This window comes from Limosilactobacillus reuteri (genome assembly GCF_013694365.1).
Classification (GTDB): domain Bacteria; phylum Bacillota; class Bacilli; order Lactobacillales; family Lactobacillaceae; genus Limosilactobacillus; species Limosilactobacillus reuteri_E.
Genome location: NZ_CP059275.1, coordinates 399,992 through 419,283 on the forward strand (window position 1 = coordinate 399,992; position 19,292 = coordinate 419,283).

General features: G+C 39.1%; 15 protein-coding genes and 1 pseudogene (1 of these 16 cut by a window edge). All 16 read left to right on the forward strand.

All coding sequences use genetic code 11. The features are described 5' to 3' along the window. Positions 1–290 (forward strand): annotated as a pseudogene (locus tag HHK02_RS02395) (glutamate decarboxylase); the annotation flags it as partial. Beyond that, on the forward strand, positions 289–1,818 hold the full coding sequence (gene gadC / locus HHK02_RS02400) for a glutamate:gamma-aminobutyrate antiporter (protein ID WP_181462711.1): 1,530 nt from the start codon (positions 289–291) through the stop codon (positions 1,816–1,818). The pseudogene HHK02_RS02395 and the gene gadC, both read left to right, overlap by 2 nt. Next, on the forward strand, positions 1,819–2,424 hold the full coding sequence (gene rpsD / locus HHK02_RS02405) for a 30S ribosomal protein S4 (RefSeq protein WP_003666632.1): 606 nt from the start codon (positions 1,819–1,821) through the stop codon (positions 2,422–2,424). Next, entirely contained in the window at positions 2,425–4,128 is a 1,704-nt protein-coding gene (gene ezrA / locus HHK02_RS02410) for a septation ring formation regulator EzrA (protein ID WP_035160188.1), read from the forward strand. After that, positions 4,129–5,277, forward strand: coding sequence for a cysteine desulfurase family protein (locus HHK02_RS02415; RefSeq protein WP_181462712.1), 1,149 nt, complete (start codon positions 4,129–4,131; stop codon positions 5,275–5,277). Next, a complete protein-coding gene (thiI, locus tag HHK02_RS02420) occupies positions 5,278–6,498 on the forward strand; it encodes a tRNA uracil 4-sulfurtransferase ThiI (protein ID WP_003671958.1) in 1,221 nt (406 codons plus the stop codon). Next, a complete protein-coding gene (locus HHK02_RS02425) occupies positions 6,499–9,153 on the forward strand; it encodes a valine--tRNA ligase (RefSeq protein ID WP_163622441.1) in 2,655 nt (884 codons plus the stop codon). Continuing rightward, a complete protein-coding gene (locus HHK02_RS02430; protein ID WP_181462713.1) occupies positions 9,154–10,572 on the forward strand; it encodes a cytochrome ubiquinol oxidase subunit I in 1,419 nt (472 codons plus the stop codon). Further along, positions 10,573–11,589 carry a cytochrome d ubiquinol oxidase subunit II gene (cydB, locus tag HHK02_RS02435; RefSeq protein ID WP_181462714.1) on the forward strand — a complete coding sequence of 339 codons (1,017 nt, stop codon included), beginning with the start codon at positions 10,573–10,575 and terminating at the stop codon, positions 11,587–11,589. It abuts the gene before it with no gap. Then, on the forward strand, positions 11,590–13,275 hold the full coding sequence (gene cydD, locus HHK02_RS02440; RefSeq protein ID WP_181462715.1) for a thiol reductant ABC exporter subunit CydD: 1,686 nt from the start codon (positions 11,590–11,592) through the stop codon (positions 13,273–13,275). It abuts the gene before it with no gap. Next, positions 13,276–15,021 carry a thiol reductant ABC exporter subunit CydC gene (gene cydC / locus HHK02_RS02445; protein WP_181462716.1) on the forward strand — a complete coding sequence of 582 codons (1,746 nt, stop codon included), beginning with the start codon at positions 13,276–13,278 and terminating at the stop codon, positions 15,019–15,021. It abuts the gene before it with no gap. Continuing rightward, positions 15,022–16,236, forward strand: a complete 1,215-nt coding sequence (locus HHK02_RS02450) for an NAD(P)/FAD-dependent oxidoreductase (protein ID WP_181462717.1) — start codon at positions 15,022–15,024, stop codon at positions 16,234–16,236. Next, positions 16,237–17,550, forward strand: a complete 1,314-nt coding sequence (locus HHK02_RS02455; protein WP_181462718.1) for a bifunctional folylpolyglutamate synthase/dihydrofolate synthase — start codon at positions 16,237–16,239, stop codon at positions 17,548–17,550. It begins immediately after the preceding gene. Beyond that, positions 17,551–18,183, forward strand: a complete 633-nt coding sequence (locus HHK02_RS02460; protein WP_003671949.1) for a JAB domain-containing protein — start codon at positions 17,551–17,553, stop codon at positions 18,181–18,183. Then, a complete protein-coding gene (locus HHK02_RS02465; protein ID WP_003666650.1) occupies positions 18,184–19,185 on the forward strand; it encodes a rod shape-determining protein in 1,002 nt (333 codons plus the stop codon). It abuts the gene before it with no gap. Continuing rightward, positions 19,186–19,292, forward strand: the 5' portion of a protein-coding gene (mreC, locus tag HHK02_RS02470) for a rod shape-determining protein MreC (protein WP_035160182.1). The gene runs 751 nt beyond the window's last position; only the first 107 of its 858 coding nucleotides appear in the window; it begins with the start codon at positions 19,186–19,188; its stop codon lies off the right edge, out of view.

A 19,292-nucleotide genomic window follows, 5' to 3' on the forward strand; every position in this document is an offset into this window, starting at 1 on the left:
ATGATCAAGAAAAAACGTGATGTGTTAGATTCTATTTTCGGTTCATACACCTCTGATCACACACTATCAAAATATGAATTAAATAAGGAACCTGTTCCTCCAGAAATTGCTTATCGAATTGTCAAAGATCAATTAATTGATGAAGGAAATGCTCGTGAAAATCTGGCTACTTTTTGTCAAACTTATATGGAACCAAAAGCTACTCAAATTATGGCAGAAACAATGCAAAAAATGCCATTGATAAATCAGAATATCCACGAACAGCTGAACTTGAAAACCGTTGTGTAAATGGTTAACAATCAACATATTAAAAGAAACTTAACTCTTTTCGGCTTCTTTTCTTTAACAGCTTCAATGGTACTCACTGTATATGAATATCCAACATTTGCCACCTCAAAACTCCACTTAATATTCTTCCTTATTCTTGAAGGTTTATTCTGGTTCATTCCAGTTGCCCTATGTGCTGCTGAAATGGCTACCGTTAACGGTTGGAACAATAACGGCGGTGGCATCTTTAGCTGGGTTTCTCATACTCTTGGAAAAATATGGGGATTTGCAGCTATTTTCTTCCAATGGTTTCAAATTACTGTTGGATTTGTGACAATGATTTACTTTATTTTAGGTGCATTTTCATATGTACTTAATTGGCCAGCGTTAGATACAAACCCCATGATTAAATTTTGGGGTGTGCTACTAATTTTTTGGCTTTTAACATGTTCACAATTTTGGGGAACGAAATATACTGCCTATATCGCTAAAACCGGCTTTGTAATTGGCATTTTAATCCCTTCCGTTACACTCTTTGGACTTGCGATTGCCTATGTGGTAACAGGAGGAAAACTACAAGTTGATTTTTCGTGGCACGCTTTTATTCCTAACTTTACCAAGTTAAATACACTAGTTGTTTTTGTATCATTCATTTTAGCTTATATGGGTGTTGAGGCTTCGGCTTCTCTCAAAAACCCAAAAAGAAACTATCCGTTAGCGATGTTCATTTTAGTCATATTAGCTATCTGCCTTGATACATTTGGTGGTTTTGCAGTTGCAGCGGTCGTACCGCAATCTGAGCTTTCTTTAAGCACAGGCATTATTCAAGCCTTTAAATATTTATTACTTTATTTTAACACTCATCTTAACTGGCTAGTTAAAATAATTGATCTAATGATTGCCTGTGGAGTAATGGCAGAAATTAGTTCATGGGTTATTGGTCCTTCGCGGGGAATGTTTGCTACTGCTCAGCAAGGAATTTTACCATCAATTTTTCAAAAAACAAATAGACATAATGTTCCTATTAATTTAATTCTTGTACAAGGAATTGTCGTTTCTATTTGGAATGCTGTCTTAACTTTTGGTGGCGGAAGTAATAACGTCTCTTTCTTTGTTGCCATCTCTCTAACAGTAGTTATTTACTTAGTAGGATATTTACTGTTTTTCATTGGTTATTTAATCTTAATTTTTAAGAAAAAAGAGCTAAAAAGAACTTATGAAATTCCTGGTGGAACAGTTGTAAAAGCAATTGTGGCTATTTGCGGACTACTAGTTTCAGTTTTTGCTTTCTTAATTTCTTTTGTTCCACCAAGCAGTTTGCCAGTAACATCTCATCATTCCTATTTGTATGTATTGATAGGGAGTTTTGCAATCACAGTGTTACTTCCATTTATAATATATGAAATATACCAAAGACACAGCAAACACCATCAAATCAATACTCCTCAACATTTACTTGCAAAAGACGTTAACCCAACTACCCCACCAATCGCTCGAGGAGAACATCATATTATTACAAATTCAGATAAAAAAAAGCATTTAGCAAATTAAATGTCTCGTTACACTGGTCCAAGTTGGCGTGTTTCACGTCGTCTTGGCGTTTCACTTTCAGGTACTGGTAAAGAATTAGCACGTCGGGCTTACGCTCCTGGTGACCACGGTCGTGATCGTCGCGGTAAGCTTTCAGAATATGGTACACAATTACGTGAAAAGCAAAAGCTACGTTTTATGTACGGTATGACTGAACGTCAATTCTCAAACCTTTTCGTTCGTGCCGGTAAGATTAAGGAAGGTACTCACGGTGCCAACTTTATGGCATTGCTTGAACGTCGTCTTGATAACATGGTTTACCGTCTTGGTTTAGCCACTACTCGTCGTCAAGCTCGTCAATTAGTTAACCACGGTCACATCACTGTTGATGGTAAGCGTGTTGATATTCCATCATACGAAGTTAAGGTTGGTCAAATCATCGCCGTTCGTGACAAGTCTAAGAACTTAGACATCATCAAGAACGCTGTGGAAGCTGTTGTTTCTCGTCCTTCATACGTTGACTTTGATGCCGACAAGCTTGAAGGTAAGCTTAACCGCATTCCAGCACGTGAAGATATGAACGCTGATATTGATGAAGCTCTTATCGTTGAATTCTACAACAAGTAAGTGGTTTTTCAAGTATTGATTGGTATTTTAATTATTGTTGTAGCAATATTAGCTTGCGTATATTTTTATCAACGACGAGCTGTTAAACAGATCAACGACTTAATGGAAAGCGAGAAAAAGCTAGCAGATCAAAAAGTTGACCAGCAGATCAAAAATGTTGAAGAATTGCAACTAATCGGGGATGCTAAAAAGCAATTTGAAACAATTAAAAACAAGTATGAAAAACAAGTGCGACCAGCGATCACAGCCTTTAATAAACGAGCTCCCCAATTATTAGCAGATTCACGGACGAGCAAGTTGCTGACAATTAACACTCAGATTCGAGACCTGCAAGCAGATTTGGCAAAGTTAACAACAACTCTCCAACAGATCCAAAAAGACTTACAACATCTTCGTCAACAACAACATACCCATAAGCAAGCGGTCGAGCAGATTAAAAATAAATATCGTCAATTCCACCGGCAACTAAATGAGAAGAGCTTCGAATATGGAGACAGTGAAAAGCAGTTAAATAGCAGATTAAACGAATTAGAGGATCAATTCGCTCAATTTACTGATTTAACTAATAAGGGCGATATTGAAGCGGCTCAAGAGATTTTAACCAATTTGCAATCTGAAAACGATAAATTTGAACAAGACCTTAAGAAGATTCCTCAGCTCTATAAGCCAATTGCAACCGAGTTTCCAGAACAATTATCCGAGCTAAAAAGTGGTTATAAGACACTTGTAAAACAAAATTTCCACTTTACGGAGAAAAATATTGATAAGCAAATTGAACAGCTCCAATCCAAACTGGATCAGACGATTGACCAACTTAACAATTTACAATTAGATGTTGTGGAACAATCTAATAAAGATCTTAGTGACCAGATTGATTACTTATACGGGGTAATGCAAAAGGAAATTGATGCTAAGAATGAAGCTGTTCATTTGATTGAAGTGATGAAAGGCTTTACAAAACACGCTCAACGGCAAAATGACGAACTTGGTGTAGAATTAGACCGGTTAAGTTTGAATTACACACTTACTAATCATGAACAAGAAACCGTACGTGAACTTGGTGAACAAATTAAAGCAATTATTAAGCAGTACCGTGATGACGCAGAAGCAATTGCTAACAAAACAGCTGTTTATAGTCAGGTTCTTGATCGGCAAAAATCTAATCAAAAGAACTTAACTGAAATTGAAAAAAGTCAAGAAAAGCTTAACGATGAAGTTGCTAAATTGCAAACTGATGAACAACGTGCCCGTCAAATGCTGCAAAAATATTCCACCCAGATTCGTACAATTCATCGGCAAGTAGAACAGTTGAACCTTCCTGGCTTACCAAAAGATTACTTAGATTACTTCTTTGGTGTCAGCGATGAGATTAAAAAGTTAGCTGATGAATTGAATGAGTATAAGATCAATATGGATGAAATTACGAAGCAACTAATTATCGTTGAGTCAGACCTAGACACATTAAATGACAAGACTGATATTCTTCGTGATAGTGCGGAATTAACAGAACGATTCCAACAATATGCAAATCGATTTAGTGATAACGAAAAGATTGCAGCAGCAGCTAAAAAATCCCAAGAACTTTTTAAGCAGTTTAACTACACGGCAAGCTTAGAAGCAATTGCGACCGTTTTAGAAGAAATAGAACCTGGTAGCTACAAACGAATTGAAGATACCTATTATCGTGAAATTGGTAAAAATTAAATGATCTATTTTGATAATAGTGCGACGACAAAGATACTACCGGATGTTTTGTCGACATACGAAACCGTGAGCCAAAAGATTTGGGGGAATCCAAGCAGCTTACATAATTTTGGTGAAAATGCTTGGAACCTTCAAGAACAGGCACGCCAGCAGATCGCAAAGTTATTCGGGGTTAAGCCTAGTGAGATTATTTTTACTAGTGGTGGTTCTGAAGGAGATAACTGGGTAATCAAAGGAACTGCAATGGCTAAGCACCGTTTTGGCAAACACATTATTACGACTAGTGTTGAACATGCGGCTGTAAAAAATGCATTGGAGCAACTAAAAGACTTCGGATTTGAGGTTACCTATCTCCCGGTTGATAAAGAGGGACGAATCAATCCCGCTGATGTTAAAGCCGCTATTCGTCCAGATACTATTTTAGTGTCTATCATGGCAGTTAATAATGAAATTGGAACGATTCAGCCAATTAAAGAAGTGGGAGAAATCCTTAAAGATTATCCAAACATTCACTTTATGGTGGATGCTGTTCAGGCAATTGGTAAAGGATTAGATGACCAAGTATTTAGTGATCGTGTTGATTTTGCCACTTTTTCTGGTCATAAATTTCATGCTCCACGAGGAACCGGTTTTGTTTACGTCAAGAATGGGCGCAAGTTAGAGCCTTTGATTGCTGGTGGTGGTCAAGAGCGGACACTACGAAATGGAACAGAAAATACACCTGGTAATGTTGCAATGGCAAAAGCAATTCGGTTAGTAAAGGAAAATGAAGCGGAATCAGTAAAACGTGAACAAGCAATTAAAGAACGGATTTACGACCATTTAAGTAAATTTGATCATGTAAAATTGATTTCTGGCCGCGATCAAGGTTTCGCTTCCCATGTACTGTGCTTTGCAATTGTAGGAGTTCGGGGTGAAACGATTGTTCATGCCTTTGAAGACAAGGATATCTATATCTCAACTACTAGTGCTTGCTCGTCTAAAAAGCATTCCGAAGCCGGAACATTAGCTGCCATGAAGGTTCCAGAAGATATTGCAACAAGTGCAGTTCGGATTAGCCTTGGGGATCAAAATACCCTTGAAGAGGCTGATCAGTTTAATAAAACATTTGATGAATTATACGCTGGCTTTAAGAAAATTATTGAATAAGTGCAATATACAGAAATTATGGTTCGTTATGGTGAGCTTTCGACAAAGGGACATAATAAAAAGTCCTTTATTGATCGTTTAGGGGTAAACGTACGAAAGGCCCTTCATAGCTTTGACCAGGTAAAGGTGCATGCACAACGTGATCGGTTGCATGTTGAATTAAATGGAGTTGACTATGATCAAGTGATGAATCGCTTGAAGTTAGTGTTTGGGATTCAAAACTTCTCGCCATCAATTAAAGTTGATAAGACTTTTGAAGCGACTGCAGAGGCAGCAGCGCAGATGATCGCTGAACAAGTTGATAAGCCAATTACCTTTAAAGTGGAAACTCGTCGATCAGATCACCAATTTGCAATTGATACCTTTGAAATGAACAACAAGCTAGGAGGATACCTCTTAGATAAGTTTCCTGATAAATTAAAAGTTGATGTTCATCATCCAGACCTAACTTTACGAGTTGAGATCCGTCTTAATGGGATTTTCCTTTCAAGTGAAACGATTAAGGGTGCTGGTGGTTTGCCAGTTGGTACCGCTGGTAAAGGAATGATGATGATGTCTGGTGGAATTGATTCACCAGTAGCTGCTTACCTTGGGATGAAGCGTGGCGTTTCAATGGAAATGGTTCACTTCTTTAGTCCGCCATATACTAGTCCCCAAGCTTTAGCAAAGGCCAAGCAATTAACTGAACGTCTTGCAAAATATAGTGGAAGTATTAAGTTTATTCAGGTGCCATTTGCCGAAATTCAAGAAACAGTAAAGGAAAAAGTTCCTGAAGGTTACTTAATGACAATTCAACGGCGAATGATGCTTCGGTTGGCAGCTGCCTTAATGATTAAGCGTCATGGTCTGGCTATTTTTAATGGTGAATCATTAGGGCAAGTTGCTTCTCAGACAATGGAAAGTATGCTGGCGATTAATGATGTAACTTCTTATCCGGTATTGCGACCAGTATTGTCATTTGATAAGACCGAAATTATTAAAATTGCCCAAGATATTGATACCTATGATCTTTCAATTCTTCCATATGAAGACTGTTGTACTGTCTTTACACCGCCATCGCCAAAAACCCGGCCAAACGTTGAGCGGGCTCGTGAATACGAAAAACGACTTGATATTGAAGGGTTAATGCAACGAGCTCTTGATGGGATTGAAATTACGGAAATTCATCCTGGTGAAGATTATTTAAACCAAAATGAAGATGTTTTTGCTGAATTACTTTAAATGACAGAAAAAGATATGTCAACCAAGTACGATCCAGCGGCGGTTGAAGAAGGCCGTTATCAATGGTGGATTGATCAAGGATTCTTTAAACCAAGTGGTGACAAAAAAGCTCACCCATATTCAATTGTTATTCCACCACCGAATGTTACTGGTAAGTTGCACTTAGGTCACGCTTGGGATACAACTTTACAAGATATGATCATTCGACAAAAGCGGATGCAAGGCTATGATGTATTATGGGTTCCTGGAATGGACCATGCTGGTATTGCTACCCAAGCGAAAGTTGAAGCCCGGCTTCGTAAACAAGGAATTTCTCGTTATGACCTTGGTCGTGACAAGTTTGTTCAACAAGTTTGGGACTGGAAAGATGAATATGCTGATATTATTCACCAGCAGTGGGCTAAGATGGGTATTTCTGTGGATTATGACCGCGAACGTTTTACCCTTGATGAAGGATTAAATAAGGCTGTTCGAAAAGTCTTTGTTGATCTCTACAATAAGGGCTTAATTTATCGTGGAACTTACATCATCAACTGGGACCCACAAGCACGGACGGCCTTATCAGATATTGAAGTTATTCATAAGGATGATAAGGGTGCATTCTACCATGTTAAGTATCCATTTACTGATGGAACCACTTTTAACGGTAAGGATTACATCGAAATCGCCACTACTCGTCCAGAAACAATGTTCGGGGATGAAGCGGTTGCCGTTAACCCTAATGATGAACGGTACAAGGACTTAGTTGGTAAGAAGGTCATGGTACCACTTGTCAACCGGGAAATTGAGATTATTGCTGACGACTACGTAACACCTGAATTTGGTACTGGGATGGTTAAGATTACCCCAGCTCATGATCCAAACGACTTTAAGGTAGGTAAGCGTCACAATCTTCCTGAACTGAATACAATGAATGAAGATGCCTCAATGAACGAAAATGCTGGTAAATACGAAGGCATGGACCGTTTTGAAGCTCGTGAAGCAATCGTTAAGGACCTTCAAGATCAAGGTTATATGTTAAAAGTTGACCCAATTGTTCACTCTGTTGGTCACTCAGAACGAACAGGGGTACAAGTTGAAGCCCGTCTTTCCACACAATGGTTTGTTAAGATGAAGCCATTAGCCGAAGCAGCTCTTAAGAACCAAGATACTGATGACCGAGTTAATTTCGTTCCAGAACGATTCGAACACACCTTTACGCAATGGATGGAAAATATTCATGATTGGGTTATTTCTCGTCAATTATGGTGGGGTCACCGGATTCCAGCTTGGTATAACAAACAGACTGGCGAAGTTTATGTTGGTATGGAAGCTCCTAAAGATGCCGAAAATTGGGAACAAGATAAGGATGTCCTTGATACATGGTTCTCTAGTGCGCTTTGGCCATTCTCGACGATGGGCTGGCCTAATACTGATTCAGCAGACTTCAAGCGCTACTTCCCAACCAATACTTTAGTTACTGGTTATGACATCATCTTCTTCTGGGTTTCCCGGATGATTTTCCAATCGCTTGAATTTACGGGTCGGGCACCATTTAAGAATGTTCTTCTCCATGGTTTGATTCGTGACGAACAAGGGCGAAAGATGAGTAAATCCTTAGGAAATGGTATTGATCCAATGGATGTTATCAAGAAGTACGGGGTAGATGCCTTACGGTGGTTCTTAATTACTGGTTCAACTCCTGGTCAAGATATTCGTTTTAGCTACACTAAGATGGATGCAGCTTGGAACTTTATTAATAAGATTTGGAACGCTAGTCGTTACGTTATCATGAACCTTGGTGAGATGCCTGCTCCTGTCCTTCCTGATAAGAGTAAGTGGGATTTAGCTGATCGGTGGATTTTGAGTCGGTTAAATGCAACTGTAAAGCAGGTTAACGAACAGTTTGACAAGTTTGAATTTGGTGAAGCTGGGCGGGCGCTTTACAACTTCATCTGGAATGATTTCTGTGACTGGTATATCGAAATGACCAAGGAGAAACTCAATAATGGGACTGACGAAGAAAAGAATGATACTAAGAATATTCTTGGTTATGTTCTTGATCAGACCTTGAAGATGTTACATCCAATCATGCCATTCGTTACCGAAAAATTATGGCAATCAATGCCGCATGATGGTGAATCAATTATGGTTGCAGATTACCCAGTTGCTAATGCCGAACTTGATGATCCAGCCGCAACTGAACAAATGAATAGTTTGATTGAATTGATTAAGGCTGTTCGTAACATTCGAAATGAAGCTAATGCGCCAATGTCTAAACCAGTTGACATTTTGGTAAAAGTTGATAGTGATCACTTGGCACAGATGTTGAATGATAACCGGGATTACATTGAACGCTTCTGTCATCCAGAGAACTTAACTATTGGTAAGGATGTTGAAGCTCCTAAGCTTGCGATGAGCGGTATTTTGACTGGAGCAGAAGTTTACATCCCAATGGCTGAATTAGTTGACCTTGATGAAGAACGAGATCGGATGGAAAAAGAGATTGCTAAACTTGAAAAAGAAGTAGAACGTTCACAAAAGAAGCTTGGCAATGAAAAGTTTGTTAATAATGCGCCGGAAAAAGTTGTTGAAGCTGAACGACAAAAGGCAACGGAATGGCAACAAAAATTAGCAGCTGCTAAAGAACGCCTTCAATCACTTCAACAAGCTTAGATGACTATTCTTAGTCTGGCACGTTTCCAATTTGCCATGACGACGGTTTACCACTTCTTCTTTGTTCCGTTTTCGATTGGAACAGCTTTTATCGTCGCCATTATGGAAAGTATGTATGTCTCAACTAAAGACGAAACATACAAAAAAATGGCAAAATTTTGGGGAAATATTTTCTTACTTAGTTTTGCGGTCGGTGTTGTTACAGGTTTGATTCAGGAATTCCAATTTGGGATGAACTGGTCGGATTACTCACGGTTTATGGGTGATATCTTTGGTGCTCCATTAGCCCTCGAAGCTTTGCTATCATTCTTTATTGAATCAACATTTATTGGCTTATGGGTATTTACCTGGAAAAAGGTTAAGCCAGGGTTGCACCTTTTCTTCATTTGGATGACAAGTTTTGGCTCTTTAACATCTGCTTTATGGATTTTAACTGCCAACTCATTCATGCAACACCCAGTTGGTTATGAAATCAAGGGTGGCCGTGCAGTAATGGTTAATTTTGGTGCATTGCTTAAAAACCCCCAATTATGGTATGAATTTGGACATGTTATCCTTAACGCCATCATGATGGGTGGTATTATTATTGCTGGTTTAACAGCATTCCAACTTCTCAAGAACCAAAAACTTTCTGAAGCTAATAAGAAGTTTTACAAGAAGTCAATGCGTTTAGGACTTTTAGTATCATTGATTTTCTCTATTGGTGGAATTGCGTTAGGGGATGCCCAGATGCAATACTTAATCAAAGAACAACCAATGAAGTTTGCAGCTACTGAAGACGTATTCACGACTACTGGTAAGCATGCACCGTGGACAATTGTTGGTATTGCCGATATGAAAGACCATGAAGTAAAAGGCAATATCGATATTCCCTATGCCCTAAGTATTTTGTCATACCACAAAACTACTGGTGCGGTTACCGGGATGAATGAGCTCAATGCCCAATATAAGAAAAAGTACGGCAAGAATCTTGATTACTACCCACCAGTAAATACACTGTTCTATAGTTTCCGGATTATGTGTGCAGTCGGTGCTTGGATTTTCTTAGTTTCATTAGTTGGATTAATTATGACAAGGGAAAAGAGCAAGAAACCACTTGCACAACGCCGCTGGGCACTTTGGTGTATTGCAATTACCACTTTCTTACCATTTATCGGTAATACTGTTGGTTGGTTTGTAACGGAATTTGGTCGTATTCCATGGACGGTTTATGGCTTGTTTACAATTGCTGAAAGTGTATCGCCAAATGTTTCAGTTGGATCATTGCTAACATCAAATATTGTTTACTTTGTATTATTTACAACTCTTGCAATTACATTAATTTGGTTAATTGTTCTTGAGTTACGTAAAGATCCATCGGAAGCAATTGAACCTAAATTCAAGAAGGTTCTTGACCCATTTGACAAGGAGGCGTTCTAGATGAGTTTTCTTCAATTATTATGGTTTGTATTGATTGGAGTGCTTTTTGCCGGCTTCTTCTTCCTAGATGGATTTGATTATGGGGTAGGAATGGCGGTTGAAACACTTGCTCATAACGAATCAGAACGTGATCAACTTGTGCGGACAATTGGACCAGTTTGGGATGCAAATGAAGTATGGTTAATCACGGCTGGTGGTGCAATGTTTGCATCTTTTCCATATTGGTATGCTAGTCTTTTCAGTGGGTATTACTTAATCTTAATGATTATCCTAGCTGGTTTAATTATCCGTGGTGTTTCTTTTGAATTCCGTAAAAATAGTCCAGTGCCACAAAAGCGGATCTGGGATTGGGCATTGGCAATTGGTAGTGCAATCGTTCCATTTTTCCTTGGTATTATGTTTGTTAGCATGATTCATGGAATGCCAATTGATGCTAACGGCAATTTTCACGCAGGATTCTTTGACTATTTCAACTGGCTTGCAGTTGTTGGTGGGATTGCCTTATTGCTTTTAACCTACTTACATGGAATTAATTATATTGCCTTAAAGACGACTGGTCCGGTTCAGGAACGCGCCCGGAACTACGCTGAATTTTTGTACTGGATTCTTTATGCTGGCGAAGTTGTCTTTGCACTATTATTAATCTTTATGACCGACTTTATGGCTGTTCACCCAGTTGGCACAATCATTATGCTTATATTGATTGTTGGTTTCTCAGTTTTAGCCCAAGTAGAAACCTTTGCTGGTCATGAACTAATTGCCTTTATTTCAAGTGGGTTAACCTTAGTATCTTTAGTTGTATTGATTTTTATCGGTCTCTTCCCACGGGTACTAATTAGTAGCATTAGTCCGAAGTACAGTATTCTTATTCAAAATGCTTCCTCAACAGAATATACGTTGACAGTGATGACGATTGCTACTTGCTGTCTTTTACCATTTGTTTTGGCATATACAATCTGGGCTTACTGGATTTTCCGTAAACGGATTGCAATGCCAGCTATTCCGGAGGTTAAATAAATGATTAAGCTTGTGGGGCTTTATGTCCTGCAAGCTTTTCTTATCCTTGGTCAGGGATTAAGTTTGGCTGCTTTACTAACAGGCTTATGGCAGGGACATTCTCTTTTAAGTCAAATATATGGCTTAGGTGGATTTATTGTTTGCTACCTTTTGCGTCATGGGCTAACCGAAATTGGGAATGATTGGCTTGATAAGTATTCGGCTAATGCTGCCCAAAACTTTCGTCAGCAATTATTAAAAAAAGTCTTTGCGCTTGGACCGGTAATTGTTCAGCGGGAGGGAACCGGTAATATGGTTACTCTTGCTCTTGATGGCATTAAAGAAGTTGAAAATTATATTCGACTCATCTATAGCAAGGTGATCAGCATGATGATTATTCCAGTCATTATTTTGGTTGTCTGTTTTTGGCTTGATTGGATTTCTGGCATTGTTATGTTGTTAGGTTATCCTTTGATTGTTTTATTCATGATTATTTTAGGCTATGCAGCGAAGGCTAAGGCAAATCGACAGTTTGCAGCTTTTCAAATATTGTCTAATCACTTTATTGATTCTTTGCGGGGGATTGACACATTGAAGTACTTTGGCCTTAGTAAGAAGTATTCGCAAAGTATTTATCGGTCAAGTGAGCGTTTTCGCAAGTCAACAATGAGTGTGATTAAAGTAGCGATGTTATCAACGTTTGCTCTTGATTTCTTCACTACATTAGCTATTGCAATCTTAGCAGTCTTTCTTGGCTTACGGTTAATTAACGGTCACTTATTGCTATTCCCGGCACTAGCAATCTTGATTTTGGCACCGGAGTATTTTTTGCCGATTAGGAACTTTGCAAGTGATTACCATGCGACGTTGAATGGTAAAAATTCATTTCATGCGGTTCGGCGAATTCTTGAGATGCCATTACCAAAGAAGCCGACTGTTGAATTACACCAGTGGACAGGAGTCGATGAGTTAAGTTTTGAGAATGTTGAGTTTATGTATCCCCAAAATGGCAGTGAATTAACAAACCTTGATTTAACTGTTAAGGGGAATCAAAAAATTGGCATTATTGGGATGAGTGGGGCCGGAAAGACAACTTTAATTAATCTTTTAAGTGGCTTTTTAGCGCCGACAAGTGGCCAAATTACCATTCAAGGAAAAAAAGTAACGACTTTGGATATTCATGACTGGCAAAAACGGATTCTCTACATTCCACAGACTCCCTATATTTTTGCAGATACGTTAAAAAATAATATTGCCTTTTATACTCCAAATGTCAGTGAAGATAAAATAAAAGAAGCGATTCATGTTGTCGGCTTAGATGATCTTGTTGCTGAATTACCTCAAGGATTAGGGACGATGATTGGCAGCGGCCACCGAGCATTAAGCGGTGGACAGGCACAGCGAATTGCCTTAGCACGAGCATTTCTTGATCCAGAACGTCGGGTAATGATTTTTGATGAGCCGACCGCCCACCTTGATATTGAGACTGAACTAGAGTTGAAAAAAAGAATGCTTCCGTTGATGGAAAATAGGTTAGTCTTTTTTGCTACCCACCGTTTGCATTGGATGAAGCAGATGGACTACATTTTAGTGTTGAAGAATGGCAAGTTAATTGAACAAGGAACGTATCAGCAGTTGCTTGATGAACATGGTTACTTTACAGAACTGATGGACCAAACACGCGGAAAGGAGATAACCCATGAATAAATGAATAAGATTCCTTTACTTAAAGCAATGAAACATGATCGGTGGGTGAAACCCTTCCTAAAGCGTTACAAGTGGACCTTGGTATTAGCAATTACCCTGGGGATTGTTACCTTTATTTGTGCTAGTGGATTGATGTTCACCGCGGGCTATTTAATCAGTAAGTCCGCAACGATGCCTTTTAATATTTTGTTAGTATATGTTCCCATCGTTCTTACTCGTGCCTTTGGGATTTTTAGACCGGTGACTAATTATTTTGAACGATTGGTTAGTCATAATTGGGTTTTTAAAATGACTTCTGCATTTCGTAAAAAGCTTTATGATTCGTTAGAGCAGGATGCCGTTTTCTTTAATAGTAAGTATCGAATTGGAGATATTCTTGGGTTACTTTCAGAAGATGTTGCCCACATTCAAAATTTATATTTACGAACGATTTTTCCAATGTTGGTTGCATTTGGGCTTTATGCCATTATCGTTATTGGAATGGGGATAATTTCTCCACTAATGGGTCTTTTAATGTTAATTCTATTTGGGTTAATCATCATTGCTGTTCCCGTGTGGTCAGTGCTTGTTAATGGTGCACGCCAGCAACTAGAAAAGCAATATACCAATACCTTGTATGCTGATCTTACTGATAATATCATGGGGATTACAGACTGGGTATTTGCGGGGCGCAGTGCGGATTACCTGCAGCACTATGATAAAAGTGAGAAAAACGTACTAGCATCTCAAAAAGCGATGAAACGTTTTGAGCATTGGCGTGATTTTATTCTTCAGGTAATGATTTTATTGGTGGTTGTTAGCCTTATTGTATGGGGAGCAGCACGTTTCGGCAGTCATTGGGGAGGCAGTGCAAATTGGATTGCGGCCTTTGTTCTTTGTGTCTTTCCCCTTGATGAAGTATTGTCTAGCTTGCCAGCAGCTGCTCAAGAAACTAATGTATATACGGATTCATTAAAGCGATTGAATGAATTACCACAACCGCCTGCTCCTTCTAAGGCTAATATTGAGATTGCCGCTCCTTATCATCTTAAAATTACAGATGTTTATTATCGCTATCCTAAAACAGAGAAGATGATCTTGCGGGGGATTAATCTTGATGTTAATCCAGGCGAAAAACTTGCCATTCTTGGTCGCAGTGGGGCTGGAAAGAGTACGTTAGCTAGTTTAATTCGTGGAGACCGGAAGCCTACTTCGGGCACTGTTACTCTTAATAATGTGCCAACGGATGAATTTGGTGATGAGATTTCGAATTATATTGGGATCGTTCACCAATCGCCATATTTGTTTCATACCACAATCTTAAATAATATTCGTTTGGGAAATGAAGATGCGACAGAGGATCAAGTATGGGATGTTCTTGAACGTGTTGGGTTGGCCGCTATGATTAGACGACTGCCAAAAGGACTTCATACGATGGTTGATGAGGCAGGGTTACGGTTTTCTGGCGGAGAGCGTCACCGGTTGTCTCTTGCCCGGATTTTACTCAAGGATGCGCCCATTATCCTTTTAGATGAACCAACTGTAGGTTTAGATCCGGTAACAGAAGAAAAGGTAATTGAGACTTTTATGGAGCAGCTACAAGGAAAAACTTTGATTTGGATTACTCACCATTTACAAGGCATAGAAATGATGGATCAAGTTGTTTTTATCGAGGATGGTAAAATTTCAATGCAAGGCAGCCCGGCAGAATTACAAAAAACAAATGAACATTACCGGGCGTTAAAAATGGCAGATGAGGGTATCTAGATGAAAGAAGTTGTTGTACTTGGAGCTGGTTACGCTGGCTTAAAGACGGTCGTATTATTACAAAAAAAGCTAAAAAATAATGTTCATATTACACTAGTTGATCGTAATAATTATCATTATGAAGCTACTGATTTACACGAAGCTGCTGCGGGAACGCAAAGTGCTTCAAGGATCACTTATCCAATTAGTGATGTTATTAATCCACAAATTACTACCTTTATCCAAGATGAAGTTGTAAAGATCGATCCTGATAAAAAGACAGTTAAACTTGCTGGTCATGAAGAGCTACTGCACTATGATTATTGTGTATTAGGACTCGGCTTTGTTTCAGAAACCTTTGGAATCCCTGGTGCTGAAGAAAATGCATTACCGATGACTAATGTTAAAGAAGCTTTAGCAATTTATGACCATATCATTGCCAAAATGAAAGATTATCGTACCACTCACAATCCTGATGATCTTCAAATTGTTATTTGTGGTGGTGGATTTACTGGAATTGAATTAGCAGGGGCGCTTGTTGACGCTCGAGCAAGTTATGCCAAAATCGCTAGAGTTTCACCAGATGAAATTAAAATTACGCTGATTGAAGCTTCAACAAGATTACTTCCAATGTTTAGTGAAAAACTTGCCGAATATGGGGTAAACCTTGTTAAGAGCCTTAACGTGCAATTGCTTGATGGTTCACGAATTAGCAAGATTGAACCTGGGAAGGTCATCTACAAGCATGGAGATGATGATGAAGAGTCCCTTAATGCTGGTATAATTATCTGGACAACTGGAGTAAGTGGTAATCCATTGATGGAAGAATGTGGCTTTGATGCTAAGCGTGGTCGGGTAATCGTTACTGACCACTTAACAGATCCTAAGCACGATGATATTTACATCATTGGGGATGTTGCTGCCGTAATGCCACCGGATGGTAAACGCCCATACCCAACTACTGCACAAATCGCTCTAGCAATGGCTGATTACACGGCTGAAGACATTGTTAGCCGTATTAAGACTGGCAAGCATGAAGCTAAGCCATTTACTTACAAGTCCTTAGGAACAGTTGCTTCCGTTGGTAATACGCGGGCATTTGGTGAAGCAATGGGTCATGAATTACGTGGATATCCTGCTTCAGCAATGAAGAAAATTATTGCTGACCGTTCCTTGTTAGAAACAGGTGGTTTGAAAGAGCTATTTGCTAAAGGACGCTTTGACTTATATCACTAGATGATTAAAACTTATGATGAAGCATTATCTTTTATTCATGGACGAACACAATTCAAGAAAATTCCAACACTCACACGGATGAAACGATTCTTGGCAGAATTAGGGAACCCACAAGAAGGACTTAAATACATTCACGTTACAGGAACTAATGGTAAGGGATCAACCGTTGCAATGATGCGGTCTGCTTTACTGGAAAGTGGCCTTACTGTTGGAAGTTTTACATCACCTTTTATTACACGATTTAATGAACGAATTGAGTATAATGGAATCCCAATTAGTGATGATGATCTTTTAAGATTAGTTCAAAAAATTGCCCCTGTTGTCAAAAAACTTGATGATACATTAGAAACAGGCGGTCCAACTGAATTTGAAATTGATACAGCATTAATGTTTTGCTACATGGCTGAAAAGAAGCCCGATGTTATATTGCTTGAAGTGGGGATTGGGGGGCTATACGATTCTACTAATGTAATTACGCCAGTTGTTAGCGTGATCACGACAGTTGGCTGGGATCATATGAAGTATTTAGGTGATACTTTAGCTAAGATTGCGGCTCAAAAAGCAGGAATAATCAAAAAAGGTGTCCCAGTTATTTTAGGTGCTCTCCCAACAGAAGCGCGCGAAACTATTCTCGCAGATGCAAAGGAGAAAAAATCCCCGGTTTTTGAATTAGGAAAAGACTTTACTGTTCACAAACTTAATGGTCATCAGTTCCACGCAAAAATTCGGTATCAAGGAAAAAATCTGAAAAAAATAGAAATAATTCTTGGGTTGCCAGGCGACTATCAGATAGAAAATGCAGCAGTTGCTTTGATGGCTCTTGAGCTTTTTATGGAGAAGCGTGGGCTGGCAATTGATCGTCGTGCTTTGATAGCGGGATTAGAAAATGCTGCTTGGCCGGGGCGATTAGAAGAAATAAATACTACTCCTCTGGTCTTACTAGATGGCGCTCATAATCTTCCTGGTGTCCAGGCCCTGGTTCATACTATTAAGAATGATTTTGCCGATCGGGAAGTTTACCTCTTGGTAGCGATTTTGGCTGATAAGCAATATGAATTAATGCTTGGGGAATTAGCAAGCTTGGGGAATATTCACTTAACTGTTACTCACTTTGCTGGCCCCGGTCCAAAAAGACCAAGTGCAGACTTAGCAAAAGCAGTTGCTGATATTCCAACTAAATATCCCATCCAGATTATTAACGACTGGCGATTAGGAATCGGGCAGGTGGCAAGTCAAATGAGTGCGGACGATGTAATGATTATTACTGGTTCTCTTTATTTTGTTTCAGATGTTCGTAGATTCTTTTTAAATTAAATGGAAAATGAAGTGATTAACGAATATACAAAATTAGTCTGGACGGCTATTCCTGATAAACCGGGAACAAAGAAGCAGGAATTATGTCAACGTTTCTTACGTAAGTGTCCTACTCCCCTAGCAATTAAACGGCTTTCACGTATTGAAAAAAATGAGATAAATGAATGGGCGCCAGAAATGCTTAACTTTTTTGCTGCTATTGAATTAGGGAAGATAGTAACTAAAAGTCACGAAGAAATTATTGGCCATGCTTATTCGAGTATCGAATTAGGACGCAAGATGGTTGACCATTTTCAAAGTGAGGAGCAAGAAAGTGTTTGTATTGCCTGTACAGATATCCATAATGAGATAATTGATTGGAAAATTTTGTTTGTAGGCGGCGGATGCGAATGTATTCTTTATCCTGATAAGATTTTTCAATATGCGCTCCGGTGTTCAGCTCAAGGAATTATTATGATCCACAATCATCCGACGGGAGACATTCATCCTTCTAAGCAAGATGAATCTTTTACTCGTCGCTTAGAACGAGGATGTGAGATTATTGGACTTCATTTAGTTGACTTTATGATTGTTGGTCGTGATACATACCATAGTTGGCGTGAAGCTAGTCTCGTTAATGAGCTTAAAAAGTAATTGCTAGGAATTGGAACAAAAAATCTTGGCATTGACCTTGGAACTGCTAATACAATTGTCTACCTTGAAGGTAAGGGTATTGTATTAAGAGAACCATCAGTTGTTGCTCGTAATTCTAAGACTAACGAAGTAATCGCTGTTGGCAGTGATGCCCGTGATATGATCGGACGGACGCCAGAAAGCATTGTGGCTATCCGACCAATGAAAGACGGTGTTATTGCTGATTACGACACAACAGTTGCAATGATGAAGTATTATATTGATAAAGCACTAGGAAATAATGGTAAGCCATATGTTATGGTATGTGTTCCTAGTGGGATCACGGAAGTTGAAAAGCGGGCAGTGATTGATGCTACTCGAGTTGCAGGTGCTCGTGATGCTTATGTTATTGAAGAACCATTTGCAGCAGCCATTGGAGCTGGATTACCGGTTATGGATCCAACCGGTAGTATGGTTGTTGATATTGGTGGCGGTACTACTGATGTTGCTACCATTTCATTAGGTGGTATTGTCTCAAGCCGGTCCATTCGAATGGCAGGAGATAAGATGAATGATGCAATTGTTCAATATGTTCGTCAACATATGAATTTATTAATTGGTGAACGAACAGCTGAAAAGCTTAAGTGGGATATTGGGTCTGCATCTGTTGAAGCTGCTGAAGAAATGGGAACAACACAAGTTCGCGGTCGTGATCTTGTAACTGGATTGCCAAAGACAATGCAAGTATCTGCGAAGGATGTTTCAACGGCCCTCCAAGATGTTGTTGATAGTATTATTACGGCAATTAAAGGAACACTTGAAGAAACTTCCCCAGAAATTGCTGCTGATGTTATTGATCACGGGATTGTATTAACTGGTGGGGGCGCATTATTAAAGCATTTACCAGATGTTATTGCAGATGCAACCAAAGTACCAGTATTTATTGCTAATGATCCCCTTGACTGTGTTGCTATTGGTACCGGCGAGTCATTAAAGAGTATTGATGTAATGAAGAAAAAGTAAATGCAGAAATTTTTTTCCAATCGCCGATTAGTTATTGCTGTGATAATTCTAGTTGTCTGTTTTGGACTAATGGCAGGTTCTGTTTCTTTACGGAATAGACGAAATAC